An 18,536-nucleotide genomic window follows, 5' to 3' on the forward strand; every position below is an offset into this window, starting at 1 on the left:
CTTTCTGAAAGAAAGCTGCATCGAAAGCATACGCTATCACCGGATTTCCCCTCCAGAAAAGGGAATCAAAGAAATCTGGGGATAACAGCGATTGGAAGGTTGTTCTGTCATCGTAGTGTTCGTGCAAATAAACTGTAGTTCAACTTGTATAGTTATGAACTGACTCTCATTCGTCCATACTATTACCTACGAATAAAACGTCATCACGTATGGCAGGGGAGGAAGCACCATGAACCGGAAAAACCCGCACCACACGAATCAACCTGTAGCCGAGCTGCCCGTTCCACTGGAATTTGATCGAAGCTGGATCAATCAATTGGAATCACGACTGGATAAAGGAGGCCCTTGGGGGGATTATCGACTCTTCCAACTGGGCATTCAAGCCGAAGAAACCAATCTGATTCCCAATTTTGACGAGATCCAATGTCTCAAGCATCTGCAAGGCCTCACTCCACTCCCTCACCAGATGGACACTGCACGCAGAGTATTATTTGAAATGTCAGGCCGGGCCATTCTCGCCGATGAGGTGGGTCTTGGCAAAACCATTGAAGCCGGTCTCATTCTGAAAGAATATATGGTTCGGGGTCTCGTATCCAAGGTACTCATTCTCGTACCGGCGTCTCTTGTCTTGCAGTGGGTACGGGAATTGAATTCAAAGTTTGGCATCCCTGCGATTGCCCAGAAAAAGGCTTATTCCTGGCAAAATGAAGTGGTTGTTGCTTCCATGGATACAGCCAAACGTGATCCGCATAAAGATATGCTGCTGAATACCGATTACGACATGATTATTATTGACGAGGCCCATAAACTCAAAAACAAGAAAACAACCAACTATCAATTCATGCTGAAATTGCGCAAAAAGTATTGTTTGCTGCTCACAGCTACACCTGTGCAGAACGATATGAGCGAATTGTTCAATCTGATCAACCTGCTGAAGCCCGGTCAACTGGGTCGTCAGGGTGACTTCGCGGCCAACTTTGTTGTAGACAAGCGGGTTCCGAAGAATCAGGAACAGCTTAAGAACGAGTTATCCAAAGTCATGATTCGTAACCGCCGCGGCGAAGGCCCCGTTCAATTTACGAAACGGAACGTCTCCAACGTGAATCTGCAACTATCGCCCGAAGAACAAGCGCTTTATGATGGTGTGACTTCCTTTGTTAAAGACCAGTACCAGGAAGCTGGCGGCAACCTGAGCAGTATGCTCTCCCTTGTTACATTGCAGCGTGAAGTATGTAGTAGTCGAGATGCGGTATTCGTGACACTAGTTAATCTGTCGAAGAAACTTCCGCTGGACTCTCCCCTTCGGGACAAGATTTGGGAACTCGTTGCTCATATTAAAGCGATCAAGGAAAATACCAAAGCCGAGAAAACGATGGAACTGATTCGGAACATGAATGAAAAAGTAATTATCTTCACCGAATACCGGGCCACGCAGGAGTATCTGCTAAACTATTTCCGCAACAATGGGCTTACGGCTGTACCCTATCGGGGTGGTATGAATCGAGGAAAAAAAGACTGGATGATGGATCTCTTCCGCGGGCGCGTGCAGGCCATGATTGCAACCGAAGCGGGTGGCGAGGGCATTAATCTGCAATTTTGCCATCATATGATCAACTTCGATCTGCCTTGGAACCCTATGCGCGTAGAGCAGCGAATCGGGCGGGTACACCGGCTGGGGCAGCAAAATGATGTAAACATTTTCAACCTATCCACGACTGGAACCATTGAGGAACATATTCTGAATCTGCTGCATGAGAAGATCAATATGTTTGAGATGGTGATCGGCGGGCTGGATGTCATTCTGGAACGGCTGGAGAAGAAGGAGTCCATTGAGAAAAGCCTGTACAAAATCATGTTGGAATCACAAAATGATGAAGATATTCGCCGTAAAATGGATTCACTTGGACAATCGCTGAGTTCCATTCAACGTGAGGTTGCCGATGAAGGCCCTGCCGTATCCGGGTTGTTAGATCTTCGCAAAGGAGGTAGCTGACCCATGACCATGTCTCCCCATGAAGTGCAGGCTTATGTTCTCACCTATCTGGAAGCACTCGATTGTCAGATTATGGAGCGTTCACCTGCACATGTTACAGTCAAACTTTCGCCCGAGGCGGACAAAGCATTGACCAATCGCCCCTATTATTGGGGGTTCGTGGAGCGAACCGGAGCACCCGCTGAGACGATGTCCTTTACATTTATATTCGATCCCGACAGTTATCAGCAGGCCACCGAAGCTGCAGAAGCCAAAGCTGCGCAAGCATTACCTTCAATTGTACCTGACCCTGCTGAAAAAAATGGCGTGACCAACGGCATTCCTCAAGGCGAGCAGCCAAAAGAAACCATCCTGGGTCGTTACTTCGGCATTACTCCATCCATGCCACTACTGGGACCAGGACGAATATTGCGTGAAGAAGTGGTGTATGGCAGTCGCAGGCTGCAGCAGATTTTCGGTGCAGCCCGTGAAGGCGGTGCCTTCGTGAACCTGTTCGAACAGGCTGCCAAACGGCAATTGCGCGCTACAGCGCCAGCCGTATATGAGCCTTGGCTCGGTGTCTGTTTCAAGGTAGAATTCGCCTGTGATTTGAAACGGGAGGAATTGCATTTTCTCGGCATCTCCCTTCGCTCGGGTGAAATTATAGAGAAATTCGGAACCAAGCTGAATCGACGTGATCTCAGTCCAAGGCTCGCGGAGAACATGCATGTGCAGACAGCTAAAGTTTCGTTATCCGATGCCGGAGCTGCTCTCGAATCTCATTTGACGAACCGCTTGTTGGAACTCGATTATAGCTGGGCTGAGAAAGCCCAAGAGCGACTTGATCTGGAACTGGACGTGTTGGACACTTATTATGAAGCAGTACTCCGGGAAGATACGCCTGAGGTGGAACCAACAAGTAACACAGCCTCAGCCACGGAGAATCTCCATTCTAACCGCACGTCACCTGTACCCCTGAAAAAAGTTCTGGATATAACTAACGCTAACGCTAAAACCGTTGGAGCAGATGTAGAACTGGCCGCAGAGGCCGTAATACCGATCGACACCGAGACAGAAGCCGAAGAAGAGAAAGCCAAGCAGGCGGTAATCGATCGTGAAGCCATGAAATTGCAATACGAGACACGCCGGACCGAGATGATCTGGCAATATGAACCCAAAGTGAAAGTGACTGCGATTAGCAGCGGCATGTTTCACTTAAGATAGACGAAGACACTACTTTTCCTGCAAATGCTGGCAAAAGTAGTGTTTATTCATGATCAGCTGCCCGACAGGTTGCGGCAACCTTTGCATAGCCTGTCCCCTAGAATGAAACTAGGACCGACTCAGGTAACGGATAAATGAAAAGTAGGTGTGAATTTGAAACAATTCTTCCATACGTGTTGGAACAACGCTCGGAAAACAACCTGTATGACCTTGGGTTTGCTCAGTTGTCTTGCCCTATTCTCCTACTGGTCGATAGCCAATGCCGAGGAACAAAAAACGTCTTCACGATCTCTCGTATCATCCACAGAATATAGTCCCGAACATCATGCATTCCAGAATGACAAGCTAGCTCCCGCTGCTGTGCAACGATTTGCAGAGCAACAAGCAGTTACACTCGGTACGGCTAACGCCGAAGCAAATTGGAAGAAAGCCGACCTGGACTTCTATCCTCTAGGGCCGGGTACACATAGCTGGCTGGTGGAAGCTGCATTTGAGGGTAAACCTATCGGATACATGATTATTACCGCCACAGAACAGGGACATATGATGCTTAGTGAATATGGTCAAGGAGAACAGTCACCATACAACAATGAACTTCTTGGACAAGCCTTAGATCGACAACATATGAACCTCGAAGCGTTACTTGCTGGCGGAGGAGAGCTTCATCTTGGTTATGCTCTTCCCCTGCTGGCATATTGGAAAGTGGAACAACCTAGTCAACCTGCACTTTATATTGATGCTACGAACGGAGATGTACTACCTTCCGAGTTTCTGAACCTGCTGGAGGCTGATTCCAAACAAGTCTCTGCGAGCATAACTCAATTAACCACAGCTCCATCTGGTTCAGTCGATCCACTTCATCTGCGACCAGCCTTCAATCCGGCTGATAATCTGTTATGGATTACATCCAAGCCTGTTGCGGCCGACCGGGCACAAAATGTGATACAACATGGGGAGATTCAAGAGATTGTTTTCTCAGCGGATGATCATAATGTCATATACGGCGGTCCTCTACCCGTTAGCGGATATCAGCTATGGCATACAGAACAGGAAGCAGAGCCCATTCTATATGTAGCGCTAGGCGGTAAAACATCTATTCAACGTTTTGTGCCTATGAGCACATTACAACAAGACGGTCAGTTTTACATCATGAAGCCTTGACGGACAGTTAACTCTACAGATCATTCAAGAATGTTAGAACAATTAGACATCCACAACAAATAAGACGCCTTCCCATGAATTAAAGGGATTGCGTCTTTTGGTTTTACAATAGGGCGTGTCTTCAAACTCGCTGAGTGGAGTAGGCATGCGAAGTTATCCTTTGCCTGAAGAACTTCGTTTATGAGACGGTGTATCCAATTCCTTTTCCTTTTTCCCCACCCACAGGGATACAGCGAACGGAATCATACCAAACCATTTCATCGCCCACGGCTCTTTCCTTTTGGCCCGCTCTTTCCGCTCATCCTTCGGCGTATCGATATAATGAACAACACGCTGCGTAATATATTTTACCAATTCATCACTTTTGGCCATAACATCTGCCTCCTTCGCTCCTGCACATTCGCAGAGCTTACGATAGTTCTATTGTGTGCAGGATGTGTTATGGTTAAACATTTTTTTATTGAAAAGGGTATGAAAAACCTCAAAATGCACAGTCTAATGCCAAAGGTATCCAGACAGCCATTAATCTGCATCCCATACCTATTTCATGAAGGAGTGTGTATTGCCATGTATAAGCTGCTGACCGCTTCGGTAGCCTTGCTAATCAGCTTCTATTGCCTTCCCATGCTACCCCATGTTGCTTATGGAAAAGCAGTTCCGTCCCAGAACAGTCCATCCATGTTGCCGGTGACCGATGGAGATGCTTACCGTTCAAGTCATCATGCCTTTGCAGCACCCGTGATCCTGCTCGATGTCGGCCATGGCGGTATTGATGGTGGTACGTCAGCCCAAGGCGTTCTGGAAAAAGATATCAACCTGGCCATTAGCCAAAAGGTCTATCTCCTGCTTCGCAGCAAAGGTTATGCCGTTATCATCAATCGACTTGGTGATTATGCACTTAGTGATGAGAACCGCTGGCTGAACAGCCGCTCCCGTCATACCAAGGATCTTGCCCAACGCAAGAGCCTTAGCGAAGAAGTAAGTACAGATATCGTCGTCAGCATCCATGCGAACTGGAGTCCCCGATCGGCTGCACACGGTCCGGTGGTACTGCACCAGAAGGAAGGCAGGAGTTATTTGCTGGCCCAATCCATTCAGAACGCCATGAACCAATTGTTCGGAACGGAGCACGGGGTTGTGTGGGGCAAGCCCTTTTATCTATTGAATTACGTGAAGCAACCTGCCGTCATCGTCGAAACCGGATTTTTGAGCAATGCCGAAGATCGAGCCAGAATGAGTGATCCCGCTGAGCAAAAACGAATCGCAGAGTCTATTGCCAAGGGCATTATTTATTATCTGTCGGTAGTGTAGGTGCAGACTGCCATTGCCACACATCTCGAACCAGATCACCGATTCCTACAAACTCAACCTGCCCCTGCAGACGGGAGACGGATTCACGAATCACTGCGGAGGTGTTCATCCCCGTATGTCCGACATGACCAATGACAACACATATATTCTTGTCGATGGATCGCTGAGCTGCCAGATTCATTTGCTTGCGAATGTGTTGCTTGGAGTTTTGATCATCCAGGAAAATGTCATTACCTACAGGCGGCATATTTTTGGATATGGCAAGTTCCCCCACCACGGAGCGAAAATTCGTACGGCTGTCGACAAAGAAGAGGCCCCGCTCTTTGCATACATCGAGCACAATGGACATGATGCGTTTGTCCGAAGTAATTTTGGAACCCATATGATTGTTCATGCCAATCGCGTAAGGCACATCATCGATTGCTTTCTCCACGCGTGAGCGGACTTCTTCGTCTGTCAGATTGGATGTGATTGCACCCGGGCCCAGCCATTCAGGTCTTCCTTTTTTGGGTTCCATGGGCATGTGCACAATTACATCCATTCCCTTTTCATGTGCAGCTATCGCATCTTTCTTCGTTGTCTGCAAAAAAGGCATAACTGCTACCGTTAGTTTAACTGGCATCGCCAGGATCTCCGCCGTACCCTTCATGTCGTTACCAACATCATCGATAATAATCGCTAACCGTTTGTGATTCGATGTGGATTCTGAAGCGGCCGCTGTTTTCCCTCCTGCCGATATGCCTGCGCAAATGACAATCAACAATGCCATGCAACCTGCAATGAACCGATAGTAGTGCTTTCTCTTTTCCTTCATCATGATTCCCTCCCCGTAAGTTTCTGTGATCTCATTGTTTGATATTGAAGGGAGTAATATGTAAGCCAAAGCCTTCCTTAAAACAACATTCCACCATTGGAGACCTCTATCTTAGCCGAGAATCTACAACATCCCACTCTTCACCTTTCTATTCAGACAGGAACTGTCATTGAACCGTAGAAAAAAGAGATTAATTAGAAGAAATACTGTAATTTGTCAGGTTTTCAGTATAGGAATTATTTAGTAGAATCAACAAATGAAAGAAGTTAGTGTGTTTTATTTCTTTCCTATGATTTGTGGAAGGGGGTTTTGAAAGGGTTTACATAAAATAAATGCAGACTATCAATTCTTCTTATTTGTTACCCTGGTCGCGGTTTCTCTATGTAACCATTTACCATTATCGAGGAGGATGACAGTAATGAAATTCAAATTCAAAAAAACGATCAATGTTTTATTGGCCTGCTTAACAGCTCTGCCCCTCATGTTAAGTCCTACACAAGTTTCGGCGGCAAGTGATGCCAACATTAATTTGTCCTCGGAAAAACAACTGATCAAGGGTTTTGGGGGTATTAACCTTCCTGCCTGGATTGGTGATCTGACGCCCGCTCAGCGTGAAACTGCTTTCGGTAACGACCAGAATCAGTTAGGCTTTTCAATTCTCAGGATCTACGTCGATCCAGATTCTAATAACTGGTATCGTGAAGTTGCCACAGCCAAACGGGCTATTGAAAAGGGGGCTATCGTATTCGCATCCCCTTGGAATCCTCCGAGCAGTATGGTTGAAACATTCAACCGTAACGGGGATACAAATGCCAAACGTCTGAAATACGACAAGTATGCCGCATATGCGCAACATCTGAACGACTTTGTATCCTACATGAAAAATAACGGTGTAGATCTCTATGCCATTTCGGTACAAAATGAACCGGATTATGCTCATGACTGGACCTGGTGGACTCCACAAGAGATCCTTCGATTCATGAAAGAAAATGCTGGTTCCATTCAAGGTACCAAAGTCATGGCACCTGAATCCTTCCAGTACTTAAAGAACATATCTGACCCAATCCTGAATGATCCGCAGGCCCTTGCCAACATGGACATTCTGGGAGCACATACGTACGGAACCCAGATTTCGAATTTTGCCTACCCTCTCTTTAAGCAAAAAGGAGCTGGCAAAGAACTGTGGATGACTGAGGTGTATGTTCCAAACAGTGACAACAATTCAGCAGACCGCTGGCCTGAAGCACTAGAAGTTTCCTATCACATGCACAATGCCATGGTAGAAGGTGATTTCCAAGCCTATGTGTGGTGGTACATCCGCAGACAGTATGGTCCGATGAAAGAAGACGGTACCATAAGCAAACGCGGGTATAATATGGCCCATTTCTCCAAATTTGTACGTCCTGGCTATCTCAGAGTGGATGCAACCAAAAACCCGGATACGAACACATTTGTTTCTGCCTACAAAGGGGATAACAAGGTCGTTGTCGTAGCAATTAACCGTGGAACTTCGGCCACAAGCCAAAAATTCGTTCTGCAAAATGGTAATGCCTCCACGGTGTCCTCATGGGTTACGGACAGCAGTCGCAACCTGGCAAGTGCGGCCTCGCTTAACGTATCCAATGGGGCCTTCACGGCACAGCTCCCGGCTCAGAGCGTAACAACGTTTGTTGCCAACATTACTGGCGGGAATAACGGCGGAAATACAGGTAGTGGCACTACTTATGAAGCCGAGACCGGAACAACTCTTACGGATGCTACCATTGAAACGATCTACCCTGGTTACACTGGCTCCGGGTATGTCAACTTCAATGCAACGACTGGTTCAGCCATTCAATGGAACGCCATTAACAATACGATTACAGGTACCAAAAACGTAAAGATTCGTTATGCGCTGGAAAGCGGAACCCGTAACCTTGACATTTTTGTTAACGGAGCCAAAGTCATCAGCAACGAGTCCTTTCCGGCAACAGGAAGCTGGTCCACTTGGGTTGAAAAAACAATACAGGTCCCCATGAACACGGGAACCAATACCTTGAAAGTTGTAACCACGGGAACCGAAGGACCGAATATTGACAGCATTAATATTACCGCAGCACAATAAAGGTCCGTCAGACTAAAAAGATAATATCAAAAAAAGCAAACAAAAAAGACTCCTTAAGCGTTAGCTTAAGGAGTCTTTTTATTAGATGCGGTCGAGAGGACTCGAACCTCCACGGGGGGTTAGCCCACACGGACCTGAACCGTGCGCGTCTGCCAATTCCGCCACGACCGCATATTGTATCTCACTGACCAATCTCAGCGACAAGAAATAATATATCATGCAGAATCTATCATGTCAATACTGAAAATAATAACATGAAAGCCCGAACCAGACGTCCATGTCGATTCGGGCTTTACCTTTAAATGCTCATTGTTATAAGTTCATTAAAGCGAATGCAACGGATACTACAAATTACAGCTTGGAAGGCCAGTTACCATACCATGCGTAACCGCCTCTTCTTTCTTTATCAATCTCACTTAATTTGTATTTAACTACCCCGTCACGACCAATAAAGATTGGTTTATCCGTTCCGATCTCATAGAAGCGTGCCCAAATCGGTGCCGCTTTGGAGTCAGCGATAATTTTGCTATCTCCATTGGCTCTTTCATACTTGTAACCCGTAATTTTCACCTTGTTAAACCATTCCTCCGCTCCTTTAATGGATGCGGTAATTTTGGCGTTGGCAGGTCTCGTTTTCAGGAATTTAACAATCGTTACACTCTCTCCAGCTGTCAACGATGGTACTTCGTAGATTCTTGCGCTCGCCGGTTTAAGGGAACTGGAATCATGTTGTTGTCCCCACGCTGTCAACTTGCCGCCTGAAACGACTTGTGTATTCAGAATCGCCTCCACACCTTTGGCAACTGAATTTTTACTGCGATTGGCAAGTGTACTGTCGATAAACGAGAAATCACCTTTGCGTGATGCTACTTCATCGAGCATGATCATCACATTAATCATGGCATCGTCATTGTAAGTGATATGTTTGTGATATCCGGAGCTTTGATAGACTTGCGGCCATCCGCCGTTCGAATACTGCATATTGATCAAAAAGTTAATTCCTTTGATTGCAGCTGCGGAGTAACGCGGATCATTCGTCTTCTTAAATTCTTTCGCCAATCTTCTAATTTCTGAGTATGTAGCCTTGTTGTCTATCGTGGACTTCGCCCACTCTCCGCTTGTTTGTTTATAATCTTTTCTCCAACCTCCATCCGGCAGCTGGTTCTTCAAAATATCAGAAATACTCGCTGTGGTTCCCGATGCATCTGCAGCAGATACCGTCGCTACAGGGAAAACTGCCATTCCAACTGTTGAGAACACCATGGTGCATGCCAGGACAAAAGTAACTATTTTCTTCGCTTTCAAATGTAACACTCTCCCATGTTCATTTTAATAAAACCCAAAGTTCTACCTTACCTATAAGCCAGTCCCTACACCTCCTTCATTTGAATGTATAAACCAATAAAATCTATTTTCATCCAATATGTGGTGTGGATAATGAGATAATATGCAAAAAATATATTTTTGTCAATATATGCAACTTAATCAATATAATCTCTTTAATTCTACATAACGGAATAGTTCTTTCAACTCATGACAAACCTATTTATTTATCCAAATTCGTCTTAAACGAATCAATAATGACGTTTTTGTCATGAATGATACCCAAACTTAATCCCTTCTTGCCTAAAAAAACTGTAATTCCGATAACATTGGGGCACTAAGAAGGGTTTTAAATGGGTTTGACAATTACGCATTTATGCAATATAGTTTCAAATAGTTACAAAAACTTAATTATTCATTTGCCGAGTTTCAGATTTGAAAACGGGGGAACCATTTTGGGTGAATTATTCTTATACATAGGAAATATAGGGAACCTTCTACCGAACCCTTAGCTAACTCCGTAGGCATCGAAGGGAGAACATTGATTTTGAAAAAACTGATTATCTCCATTTTTGGAGCGGCTGTACTATTTACATCCGGGGCAACAAGCACAGAGGCAAGCAGTATTAACTCCGTAGTGAACAACATGACAGGTATACCTTACAAGTGGGGTGGCACGACTCTGGCCGGCTTCGATTGTTCCGGGTTTATGAGATATATTTTCAACAAATACAGCATTGAATTGCCACGCACTTCGCAACAGCAAGCCAAAGCAGGTACTCCGGTAGCCAAGAGCAATGTTCGGACAGGTGATCTGGTGTTCTTTAACACAACAGGCAAAGGCATTTCACATACAGGTGTTTATATCGGCGGCGGACAGTTTGCTCACGCCTCCAGCAGTAAAGGTGTAAGCATCACGAAGTTATCGAATCCATACTTCAATGACCGCTACGTGACAGCACGTCGGGTAACTGGACAGTTTATGTATGATAAAATGTTGGGTAAAATGTAGGCAGGATAAAGAAAGAGGAGGTTCCGGATCAATTCGGAACCTCCTCTTTTTGTTTGTCTTCCCTTTTATGAGAACAGTCTTTGACTACCCCATCTGCACTTAATGCAGCGCCTTCTGCACTCGCATCGCGCCCTGAGACAAGGCATGTCCGCCGCCTACAGCTCCGGCCACAGCAACGGTCTCCATAATCTCCTGATCTGTAGCGCCCTTGGCACGGGCTTCTTCTACATGGTAGAAGGTACATACCTCATTGTTGGCGAACAATCCAATGCCGAGCGCAATCAGCTGTTTTGTCTTGGCATCAATCACACCAGGTTGAAAACATTCTCCCGTAAACTCATGATACGACTTGACCACACCTGGCAGCACATCGCTTAATGCTCCAATCTGATCTTTGTAGGCATGAACTTTATCATTCATCAATGTCATGGCTTGTAGCACACCCTCTCGGCTATAGTTACAGATCTTCCTCACTGTACCTATCTTCTCTCCCGAGCGAGACAATTATGCCAAGTAATCATGGTAATTCCAAACATTTAAACGCTCACGGTTCTGCCCTGGTACTAGTTGTTACTCACCAAGTGGGCTCTGGCGCGGTTCGCTGAATAACTGATATCGGTAACCACGATCCAACTTGACGACACGTCGATTCTGACGACGGATAAGTACCTGCTCCCCATCCCAGGCAACAACAATCCCGGTTACATCGTTCGATTCCAGCTCGTCCCGTACTACTCTGACTTTCTCACCTGACAGACGCAGGGCATCCAATTGTGTATCACTAATCATGCGCATGGCTCCTATATTCCAAATTTATTTACAAAAAGAGACCTAAATGAAAAGTCATTTAGGTCTCACGTGACTGTATTGGACTGTCATGTCATTCGAAATTATGTCCCGACTGAAAGTTACCGCTGCGCGTGCTCTTTGCTGTCGTTCTTCTCGAACCAAAAATCAAGCACTTTGGCGGACATCACACGTTCTTCAAGGTACTCCACTTGATGCGGTGTAAATTGTTCTTTCCAAGAGAAGGACAACTCTTCGCATAAGCCTACAATCGTCAGTAATTCTGACCAGGCAACGTAGCGTTTGTACCAGAAAAATTGAGGATGTTCAATCATATAGGGATAAAGGTCATCGAATTCCGTATGTTTACAATCCAGGGCACGTTCAAAATGAACTTTCGATTCCGCCAGCTTATCATTAAAAAATTGTTCTGTTGCCGGTTGGTTCCCCATGGTGTTGCCTCCTCTCCCTAACATAACCCCATTATAAATGAAATCCGCGGTCATGCAAAGGCATAGTTCAAAAAATAGGCCCTATTCCTTTAAAATGTCACATTTCGTTATCGTCAAATTGTACCGTTCCATCGTTCAGAGAACGAATGCGTACCAAGGCTTCCACCGGAATCCCCTGTTCACGAATCGTGCGTGCACCTGCCTGGAAACTTTTCTCGACCACAACGCCGAATCCGACGAGTTCCGCACCGGAACGCTCAATTATTTTGATGACGCCACGAGCGGCATCTCCATTGGCAATAATATCATCAATGAACAAAATACGGTCATTCTCATGAATGAACTCGCGTGATACCATAATGTCCGTTACAATTCCTTTGGTAAAGGAAGGAACACGTTCACAGTAAGCATCAGGATCAGCCAGAAGTGTTTTTTTGCGACGGGCGAATACAAGTGGCACCCCAAGTTCATACGCTGCGGCAAACGCAACCGGAATCCCTGAGGATTCCACCGTGATCACCCGAGTCACTCCACTTTCACGAAAACGGGCAGCGAACTCACGTCCCATCTCCATTGTTAATGCAGGATCAATCTGATGGTTCAGCAGACCATCCAGCTTCAATACTTGATCCGAGATGACTACACCCTCTTGTAAAATTCGTTGTTTCAATAATTCCATGATTTGACCTCCCAAGCCTATCCTATGAGGTAAAAGTATCATATATCTATCTATAAGTTCAAGCGAAATTGCCTCGGCACTGTCCTTGGGACGTATTTCAAGCCATAGCTCATTATCGATTGTCATGACTTTCGTGGGTCAAGCATACCTTGTACCATGGTACCCGCATGTCCAAACTAAACAGGGGCCTGAGAGGGGAAACACATGAAACAGGCATTTCGGGTGCTGCAGATCGCATTTACATACATCGGAACGGTTGTCGGAGCCGGCTTCGCTACAGGCCAGGAAATTTTGCAGTTTTTTACCCAGTATGGCAAATGGGCCACCGTCACCATAGGCTTATCCACCATGCTCTTTGTCTGGTTAGGTACCAAAATGATGCTGATTGCTCACGATACCGGGTCCCGCTCTTATGAAGATCTGAACAAACATCTATTCGGCCACAAGGCGGGCAAATGGATCACGTGGGTGACCCTTCTCATTCTCATTGGCGTGAACAGTGTCATGCTTGCCGGAGCAGGTTCCGTTTTTGTCGAACATCTGGGTTTGCATTATCAGACCGGTCTGATCGTCACACTTGTAGGCACATATCTGCTTCTCGGTCGGGGCATTCAAGCCATCCTTCAAATGAATAGCATCGTTGTTCCCATGATGCTCCTATTATCTCTGCTTATGATCACCAGTACCATCCATCATCCAGGTGCTTCCCGATTCATCACACTGACCACAGACTCAAACCCTATGCAAGTGTGGCTGTCTCCACTGCTGTATACTTCATTCAATCTGGTATTAGCCCAGGCTGTTCTGGTGCCTGTTGGGAACCAGATTCGCAGTCGGAATGTACTGAAGTGGGGCGGCGTACTCGGTGGAATTGGGGTAGGTTTCATGCTCATGGCAGCTCATTTTGCAATGTCAGCACAGATGCCGGGCATCATCCAATTCGAAATCCCGATGGGCAGTATTGCCTTCCAACTTGGATGGGCAGTGCAATCTGTATATGTATCCCTTATTTTCATGGAAATATTCAGTACCTTTGTAGCCGATATCTATGGAATGACCTTGCAACTTAGACAACATATACGTGTCCATCCCCGTCTCATTACATTAACCATTATGCTGCTCTGTTACTCACTTAGTCAGTTTGGATTCAGTTCGCTGCTATCCATCCTTTACCCGATCTTCGGAAGTATGGCACTGATCTGGGCTGCCAAATTGGTACTGAATCGCTGGGGCGCCTTTCGTGGACGCAACAATATATAAACGGTGATGTGCTTTTTCATGAATATGAGCATCCGGTTGTTTCATATCCACAAGTCATCGCGGGCACTGTTTCCTTAAACATGACAAAAAGCCGCTGTTTAGCACAGCGGCTTTTTGCTCTACGTTTTAGGCTTTGCTAGGAAACTGCAGATACATCTTTTTCAACTCATTGACTGATCTGCCGAGCGAGTAATGTGTCTTGGCTTTTTCACACGCTGAACGGGCAAGTTCATAACGATAAGCCGGGTCCAGCATCACCTTTCCAAGCGCTTCAGCCAATGCAGAAGGATCTTCTGCCGGTACAAGCAACCCATTGCTACCGTTCTCGATCTGTTCCGGTATACCACCTACATCCGTACCCACAAGGGCAAGACAACTCAGCGCTGCTTCAGCGAAGACGGAACCAAAGGCTTCCGCCCGTGAAGGAAGTACAAAAATATCAAAGAATGGCATAAATTCTTCAGGATGCAGTGTGTAACCATAGAAAATGGTTTCATTGTAGATCCCCAATCGCTGCGCCAATTCTTCCAAATCAGGACGAATCGGTCCATCTCCAATAATATGTAACACATAATCATGCCCTCGGTCCTTCAGTTCGGCACAAGCTTTGAAAAGAATATCCAACCCTTTCGCCGGAACAAGCCGACATACCGTGACCAACTGTGGTATCGCATTATCATGAGGAATCGGCTTAAACCGCTTCTCATCGAATCCATTGGGTATCACACCAATGACATCAGGTTCCTTCACGTAGGGAGCCAGATAACGACGGAATGAATCCGACACTGTTAAGAGGCGTTCTGCCTGGTGTTCCAGCTCACCATATATCGCAAGCAGGAATCGATGCTCCGGTCCATCCGTTTCAATGCGTCCATTAAGAATTAATTCCCGTTCATAACTGGAGTGAATCGTCTGAATGAGGGGGGTGTCCGGGAATACCGATTTCATCGCAAGTCCTGCAATCGGGTGGTGAGCATGGATCAGATCATAGGGCTTCTGAATACGCAGTTTGGTCCACCATAGATAATCACGATAGGTTTGAATATATTTTTGGACAACAGGACTATCCTGATACTCCGTCCAGTCAAACGTTTCGAACTGAACTTCCTCTCTGCCCTTGTTGCGAATCCGCTTCGGCAACGAGAACAGATCCATTTCCCACCTCGGGGCTGTAAATCTCTCTTGCATATACGGAATCATAGAGGATACACCTCCGGGCTGCTCCGGAGGAAAGAAAAGCGCCTGCAGCAATTTCACCGTTAGTTTCCCCCTTTCTAACTTACTTCTTTCAATGCATCTTCATTCATGATCCATTTATATCTGGATACGGCTATAGATCCATTATGACATAGCGAAGCCGGAACATCTATATTACGAAAGATACTGCAAACTTTTGGCTATATAAACCGCTCCATCAACTTTTGTTCACCAACTCGTATATACAACATATTCATAAAGCATGCCCCTCAGAAGCAAAAGCTCTAAACCAGCAATCAACTCCTCGCGATTGTCGTCAACCTTTCCATTGGTCAGTCACAATTCTCAGTTCAGTAGCTCCACAGGCTTCTCATATGTACTGTAACCATCTGTCTCACCCAAGAAGGTATAACCATTCCGTGCATAAAAAGCATTCAACGTCGTATTGTTTGCTCCACAATCCAAGCGGACCGTATGTTTGCCTTCAAACTGAATGCCGCTGCTGGACCATTGCAAAATGGACCGTCCCAGACCGCTCTGGGCATATTTTCTTCGAATCGCAAGCCGATGCAGATATACTGCTCCATCCTCGGGGTGAGCTTTTGAACCCCAGAGATGAATATCCCACGGGCTTGGCTGAACCATAAGGATGACCATCCCGGCTACGTCCGCTCCTTTTTTAAATACAAACACATCCCCACGCCGAATTGCCCCTGCCGTATCATGTGAATCTTCGCCTTCAAGCAAAGCGCTCCATTGGGAAGAACCTTGACTCTGTAACCATTCGGCTGTCTCCACCAACAGCGACATCACATCTTCCGTATCTTCGGGCTTCGCCTGAACCGCTTGAAAACCATCGTTAATATATTCGTTACTGATTCGGAATGAGTGCATGATTGTTTTCCTCCGCTTCCTGATCTCGATTAAACTAATGGTACTATACCGGGAAATGATTTTTTCGTCAAAATGAGAACAAAAAAAGGTAAAAGGCAGTTGCCCTTTACCCATCTATTCTGGCTTCATCAATAATCTGATTTCGATACAACATCGTAAGGTGCAGCGTATCAAACTCCATTTCCTTGTCCAGCTCCTGCATCAACACTTCGACCAGATTCTTTCGCTGCACGCTGGTTCCAGGAACCTCATAATCAATGTATCCCGTCAGATCGGACTGAGAAGTGTCTATCGTTGCTGTTCCAACAGGCAATCCACCTCGTTCCTGAAGAAACAGCTCGTATACTCGGAACTCCCGATCCTTACGTCTCAGCATGACATAACATGCTTCTTCAGCAGCTTCCGACGCATCCAGATCCGATTCATCGGTATCCTCAAACTCCTCGGTGAAATCACGATGTATCCACTCTAACGTCTCGAGTTCGTTACCCTGATGCCACATGCGGATCGTAATCGTATCGATGATGTCCTCATCCAACTCTCTGACCAGCAACTCTGCCGCAGCATCCATTTGATTCTCTTCCGGCTCGTCATACCAGTGTATTTCACCTTGTACATCAGCGCCATATTGTTTTAAGGAAGCTTCTGCAAGTTCCTGTCCTTCGACATCATTGAATATATACGTGGATATGCTGCGCCCTGCGCTTACTATTTCCATCTCCAGAACCTGATCCCGATCTTCATATGTAAACGACTCGGCTTGTGATACAGGAATTACCTTACTGTCACTGCAGTCTGTATCGTCATGACCGCCTTCGTCATGATTGGTATTTTCAGACGCCCACACTGTCTCTGACTCAGGCTTATGCAGAACCGAATGTAGTAAGCCGCAACTAACCAGCACTTCATAATATGCAGCTTCCAATGCATCTGCAAGAGATCGGACATAGGCATGCACTTTATCCACAATAAGTTGCTCTGTGTCATCTGGCAGAGACTCCTGCTCGATCTGAAGACTGCCTGATAAACGATCTCCTTCTCTGTATACAAGAAAAAGTGACCCTGCATATTGACCATTGACCATCACGTCCTGCACTTCTCCACCTGATGTCCGCAGGTCTGCAACCAATTCCACATCATATTTCATCACATGCCCTCCTCCATTCCTAACGTTATTCTCTTAGGATGCCCCTAAGGAAGGTAGATTATGAGGGAAACGTGCATTTCAAATATAAGATGTAAGGTTAGACCGATAACACATATTTTTGGATTGCGTGTGCAACACCTTGGTCGTTATTGGAGAGTGTCACCTCGTCCGCAGCAGCTTTCACCTCGTCCGGTGAGTTATCCATAGCAATACCTTTGCCCGCAAAGGTCAGCATCGTAATATCATTGAAGTAGTTGCCAATCGCCATGATTTCCGAAGGCTTGATTCCTTTGGATTCGGCAAGTCTTTTAAGTGCAGCACCTTTGGACGCTTCGGGATGCATCAGGTCAATAAAAAAATCACCACTCCGTGTCATATAATAAGGCAGATTCCAGGTAGACCACTCCTGAAGCACGGCATCCATCTGTTCAATCGGTCCAAATGCAGTGAATTTGGCCAGTGGTTCTGTCATGTCAACCCACTTGGGTAGCTTCATTGGCTCTGCCATAAAGTTGTAATACATCTCACGCACCTGCAACCCGAGACCTTCTGGTTGATCCACATACAGACCAAATGCCGTATTGATGTCAAAATGTACTCCATTGGTTCGACAGTAGGATATGATCGGCTCCAGTCCTTGTCCATCTAATGCAAAGTGATGAACCACCTCACGGGTATCCACTTGCGCCGTTACGGCGCCATTATGTGTAATCACATATCCATCCAGTCCCATCTGCTCCATAAAAGGAATGGTATTGGCTGGACCTCTGCCTGAACACAGAACGATCTCTGCTCCCTGACGGGAAGCTTGGATCAAGGTCTCCTGAGTCCACTCGGTTAGTTCATGATGATCATTCAGTAGTGTTCCATCTACATCAAGTGCAATTAATTTATAAGTCATTTTGGCTTCATTCCTCATTTCTGTAGTAATCGCACCCACCCAAACCCTCCCTTCCGAGGGAGGGCCCCAGAGGGCTCTGCCCTCTGGACTCCCGTCTTGCTCATCGGTGTTAGGTCGGGTCTTGCTATGTAACGGTTGTCGTAGGAACGCTTGTTGCCGGGCACACCGCTGGTCAGCGGCGGTCCCGCCCAAGCTTAACCGGGACCATTACGGGCAGGGCTTCGCTCTCTGCCCGGCTCCCTGCTTCACTTCGTGAAGAACGGGAGCTTTCTCGCCTTCGGCGTTGGTATCGGGGCTTC

The 18,536-nt window shown here is 46.2% G+C and carries 18 protein-coding genes, 1 tRNA gene and 1 riboswitch; of the genes, 7 read left to right on the forward strand and 12 right to left on the reverse strand.

The features are described from left to right. Positions 1 to 229 precede the first annotated feature (229 nt). The 3 genes from MHH93_RS18575 to MHH93_RS18585 all read left to right on the forward strand — a co-directional run bounded on the left by MHH93_RS18575 (position 230) and on the right by MHH93_RS18585 (position 4,357). Positions 230 to 1,993, forward strand: coding sequence for a DEAD/DEAH box helicase (locus MHH93_RS18575; RefSeq protein WP_500055225.1), 1,764 nt, complete (start codon positions 230 to 232; stop codon positions 1,991 to 1,993). Between the two features lie 3 nt (positions 1,994 to 1,996). After that, positions 1,997 to 3,196, forward strand: a complete 1,200-nt coding sequence (locus MHH93_RS18580; RefSeq protein ID WP_500055226.1) for a YqhG family protein — start codon at positions 1,997 to 1,999, stop codon at positions 3,194 to 3,196. A gap of 204 nt (positions 3,197 to 3,400) precedes the next feature. Beyond that, complete coding sequence (locus tag MHH93_RS18585; RefSeq protein ID WP_500055227.1) at positions 3,401 to 4,357, forward strand: hypothetical protein; 957 nt, start codon at positions 3,401 to 3,403, stop codon at positions 4,355 to 4,357. A gap of 153 nt (positions 4,358 to 4,510) precedes the next feature. On the opposite strand, the gene MHH93_RS18590 is transcribed toward MHH93_RS18585, so the two are convergent. Continuing rightward, positions 4,511 to 4,729 (reverse strand): YqzE family protein, encoded by a 219-nt coding sequence (locus tag MHH93_RS18590; protein ID WP_500055228.1) that lies wholly within the window; start codon positions 4,727 to 4,729, stop codon positions 4,511 to 4,513. A gap of 195 nt (positions 4,730 to 4,924) precedes the next feature. Between MHH93_RS18590 and MHH93_RS18595 the strand changes: the two genes are divergently transcribed. Next, positions 4,925 to 5,668 carry an N-acetylmuramoyl-L-alanine amidase family protein gene (locus MHH93_RS18595; RefSeq protein ID WP_500055229.1) on the forward strand — a complete coding sequence of 248 codons (744 nt, stop codon included), beginning with the start codon at positions 4,925 to 4,927 and terminating at the stop codon, positions 5,666 to 5,668. Here MHH93_RS18595 and MHH93_RS18600 read toward each other — a convergent pair. Continuing rightward, the gene (locus MHH93_RS18600) at positions 5,643 to 6,485 is read right to left on the reverse strand and encodes a divergent polysaccharide deacetylase family protein (protein WP_500055230.1); all 843 of its coding nucleotides are present in this window, start codon (positions 6,483 to 6,485) and stop codon (positions 5,643 to 5,645) included. The two genes, MHH93_RS18595 and MHH93_RS18600, sit on opposite strands and share 26 nt — an antisense overlap. A 415-nt stretch (positions 6,486 to 6,900) precedes the next feature. On the opposite strand from MHH93_RS18600, the gene xynC reads away from it, so the two are divergent. Beyond that, positions 6,901 to 8,586, forward strand: coding sequence for a glucuronoarabinoxylan endo-1,4-beta-xylanase XynC (gene xynC / locus MHH93_RS18605; protein WP_500055231.1), 1,686 nt, complete (start codon positions 6,901 to 6,903; stop codon positions 8,584 to 8,586). A gap of 86 nt (positions 8,587 to 8,672) precedes the next feature. Here the strand turns inward: xynC and MHH93_RS18610 are convergent. Further along, positions 8,673 to 8,757 (reverse strand) — tRNA-Leu (locus tag MHH93_RS18610). A 180-nt stretch (positions 8,758 to 8,937) separates the two neighbouring features. After that, entirely contained in the window at positions 8,938 to 9,891 is a 954-nt protein-coding gene (pelA, locus tag MHH93_RS18615) for a pectate lyase (protein ID WP_500055232.1), read from the reverse strand. Positions 9,892 to 10,319: 428 nt separating this feature from the next. After that, positions 10,320 to 10,451: riboswitch (cyclic di-AMP (ydaO/yuaA leader) on the forward strand. A 5-nt stretch (positions 10,452 to 10,456) separates the two neighbouring features. Here pelA and MHH93_RS18620 point away from each other — a divergent pair. Beyond that, a complete protein-coding gene (locus tag MHH93_RS18620; protein ID WP_253433393.1) occupies positions 10,457 to 10,921 on the forward strand; it encodes a C40 family peptidase in 465 nt (154 codons plus the stop codon). Positions 10,922 to 11,020: 99 nt separating this feature from the next. Here MHH93_RS18620 and MHH93_RS18625 read toward each other — a convergent pair whose 3' ends face one another. The 4 genes from MHH93_RS18625 to MHH93_RS18640 form a co-directional block, all read right to left on the reverse strand. Next, positions 11,021 to 11,350 carry a carboxymuconolactone decarboxylase family protein gene (locus MHH93_RS18625; RefSeq protein WP_017689352.1) on the reverse strand — a complete coding sequence of 110 codons (330 nt, stop codon included), beginning with the start codon at positions 11,348 to 11,350 and terminating at the stop codon, positions 11,021 to 11,023. Positions 11,351 to 11,491: 141 nt separating this feature from the next. Continuing rightward, entirely contained in the window at positions 11,492 to 11,710 is a 219-nt protein-coding gene (locus MHH93_RS18630) for a hypothetical protein (RefSeq protein ID WP_500055233.1), read from the reverse strand. 119 nt (positions 11,711 to 11,829) lie between these two features. Further along, positions 11,830 to 12,159: a hypothetical protein gene (locus tag MHH93_RS18635; RefSeq protein ID WP_036609615.1), complete on the reverse strand. Its 330-nt coding sequence runs from the start codon at positions 12,157 to 12,159 to the stop codon at positions 11,830 to 11,832. A 97-nt stretch (positions 12,160 to 12,256) separates the two neighbouring features. Continuing rightward, positions 12,257 to 12,838, reverse strand: a complete 582-nt coding sequence (locus MHH93_RS18640; RefSeq protein ID WP_036609617.1) for a xanthine phosphoribosyltransferase — start codon at positions 12,836 to 12,838, stop codon at positions 12,257 to 12,259. A 204-nt stretch (positions 12,839 to 13,042) separates the two neighbouring features. Between MHH93_RS18640 and MHH93_RS18645 the strand changes: the two genes are divergently transcribed. Continuing rightward, entirely contained in the window at positions 13,043 to 14,098 is a 1,056-nt protein-coding gene (locus MHH93_RS18645) for a YkvI family membrane protein (RefSeq protein ID WP_500055234.1), read from the forward strand. A gap of 126 nt (positions 14,099 to 14,224) precedes the next feature. Here the strand turns inward: MHH93_RS18645 and MHH93_RS18650 are convergent, their stop codons facing one another. From MHH93_RS18650 to MHH93_RS18665, 4 genes are all read right to left on the reverse strand, one after another. Further along, positions 14,225 to 15,355: a glycosyltransferase family 4 protein gene (locus MHH93_RS18650; protein ID WP_500055235.1), complete on the reverse strand. Its 1,131-nt coding sequence runs from the start codon at positions 15,353 to 15,355 to the stop codon at positions 14,225 to 14,227. A 285-nt stretch (positions 15,356 to 15,640) separates the two neighbouring features. Next, complete coding sequence (locus tag MHH93_RS18655; protein WP_500055236.1) at positions 15,641 to 16,189, reverse strand: GNAT family N-acetyltransferase; 549 nt, start codon at positions 16,187 to 16,189, stop codon at positions 15,641 to 15,643. 106 nt (positions 16,190 to 16,295) lie between these two features. After that, positions 16,296 to 17,336: a hypothetical protein gene (locus MHH93_RS18660; protein WP_500055237.1), complete on the reverse strand. Its 1,041-nt coding sequence runs from the start codon at positions 17,334 to 17,336 to the stop codon at positions 16,296 to 16,298. Positions 17,337 to 17,433: 97 nt separating this feature from the next. Next, the gene (locus MHH93_RS18665; protein WP_500055345.1) at positions 17,434 to 18,237 is read right to left on the reverse strand and encodes a Cof-type HAD-IIB family hydrolase; all 804 of its coding nucleotides are present in this window, start codon (positions 18,235 to 18,237) and stop codon (positions 17,434 to 17,436) included. Positions 18,238 to 18,536: the final 299 nt, after the last annotated feature.

This window comes from Priestia sp. FSL H7-0729 (genome assembly GCF_038005685.1).
GTDB lineage: Bacteria > Bacillota > Bacilli > Paenibacillales > Paenibacillaceae > Paenibacillus.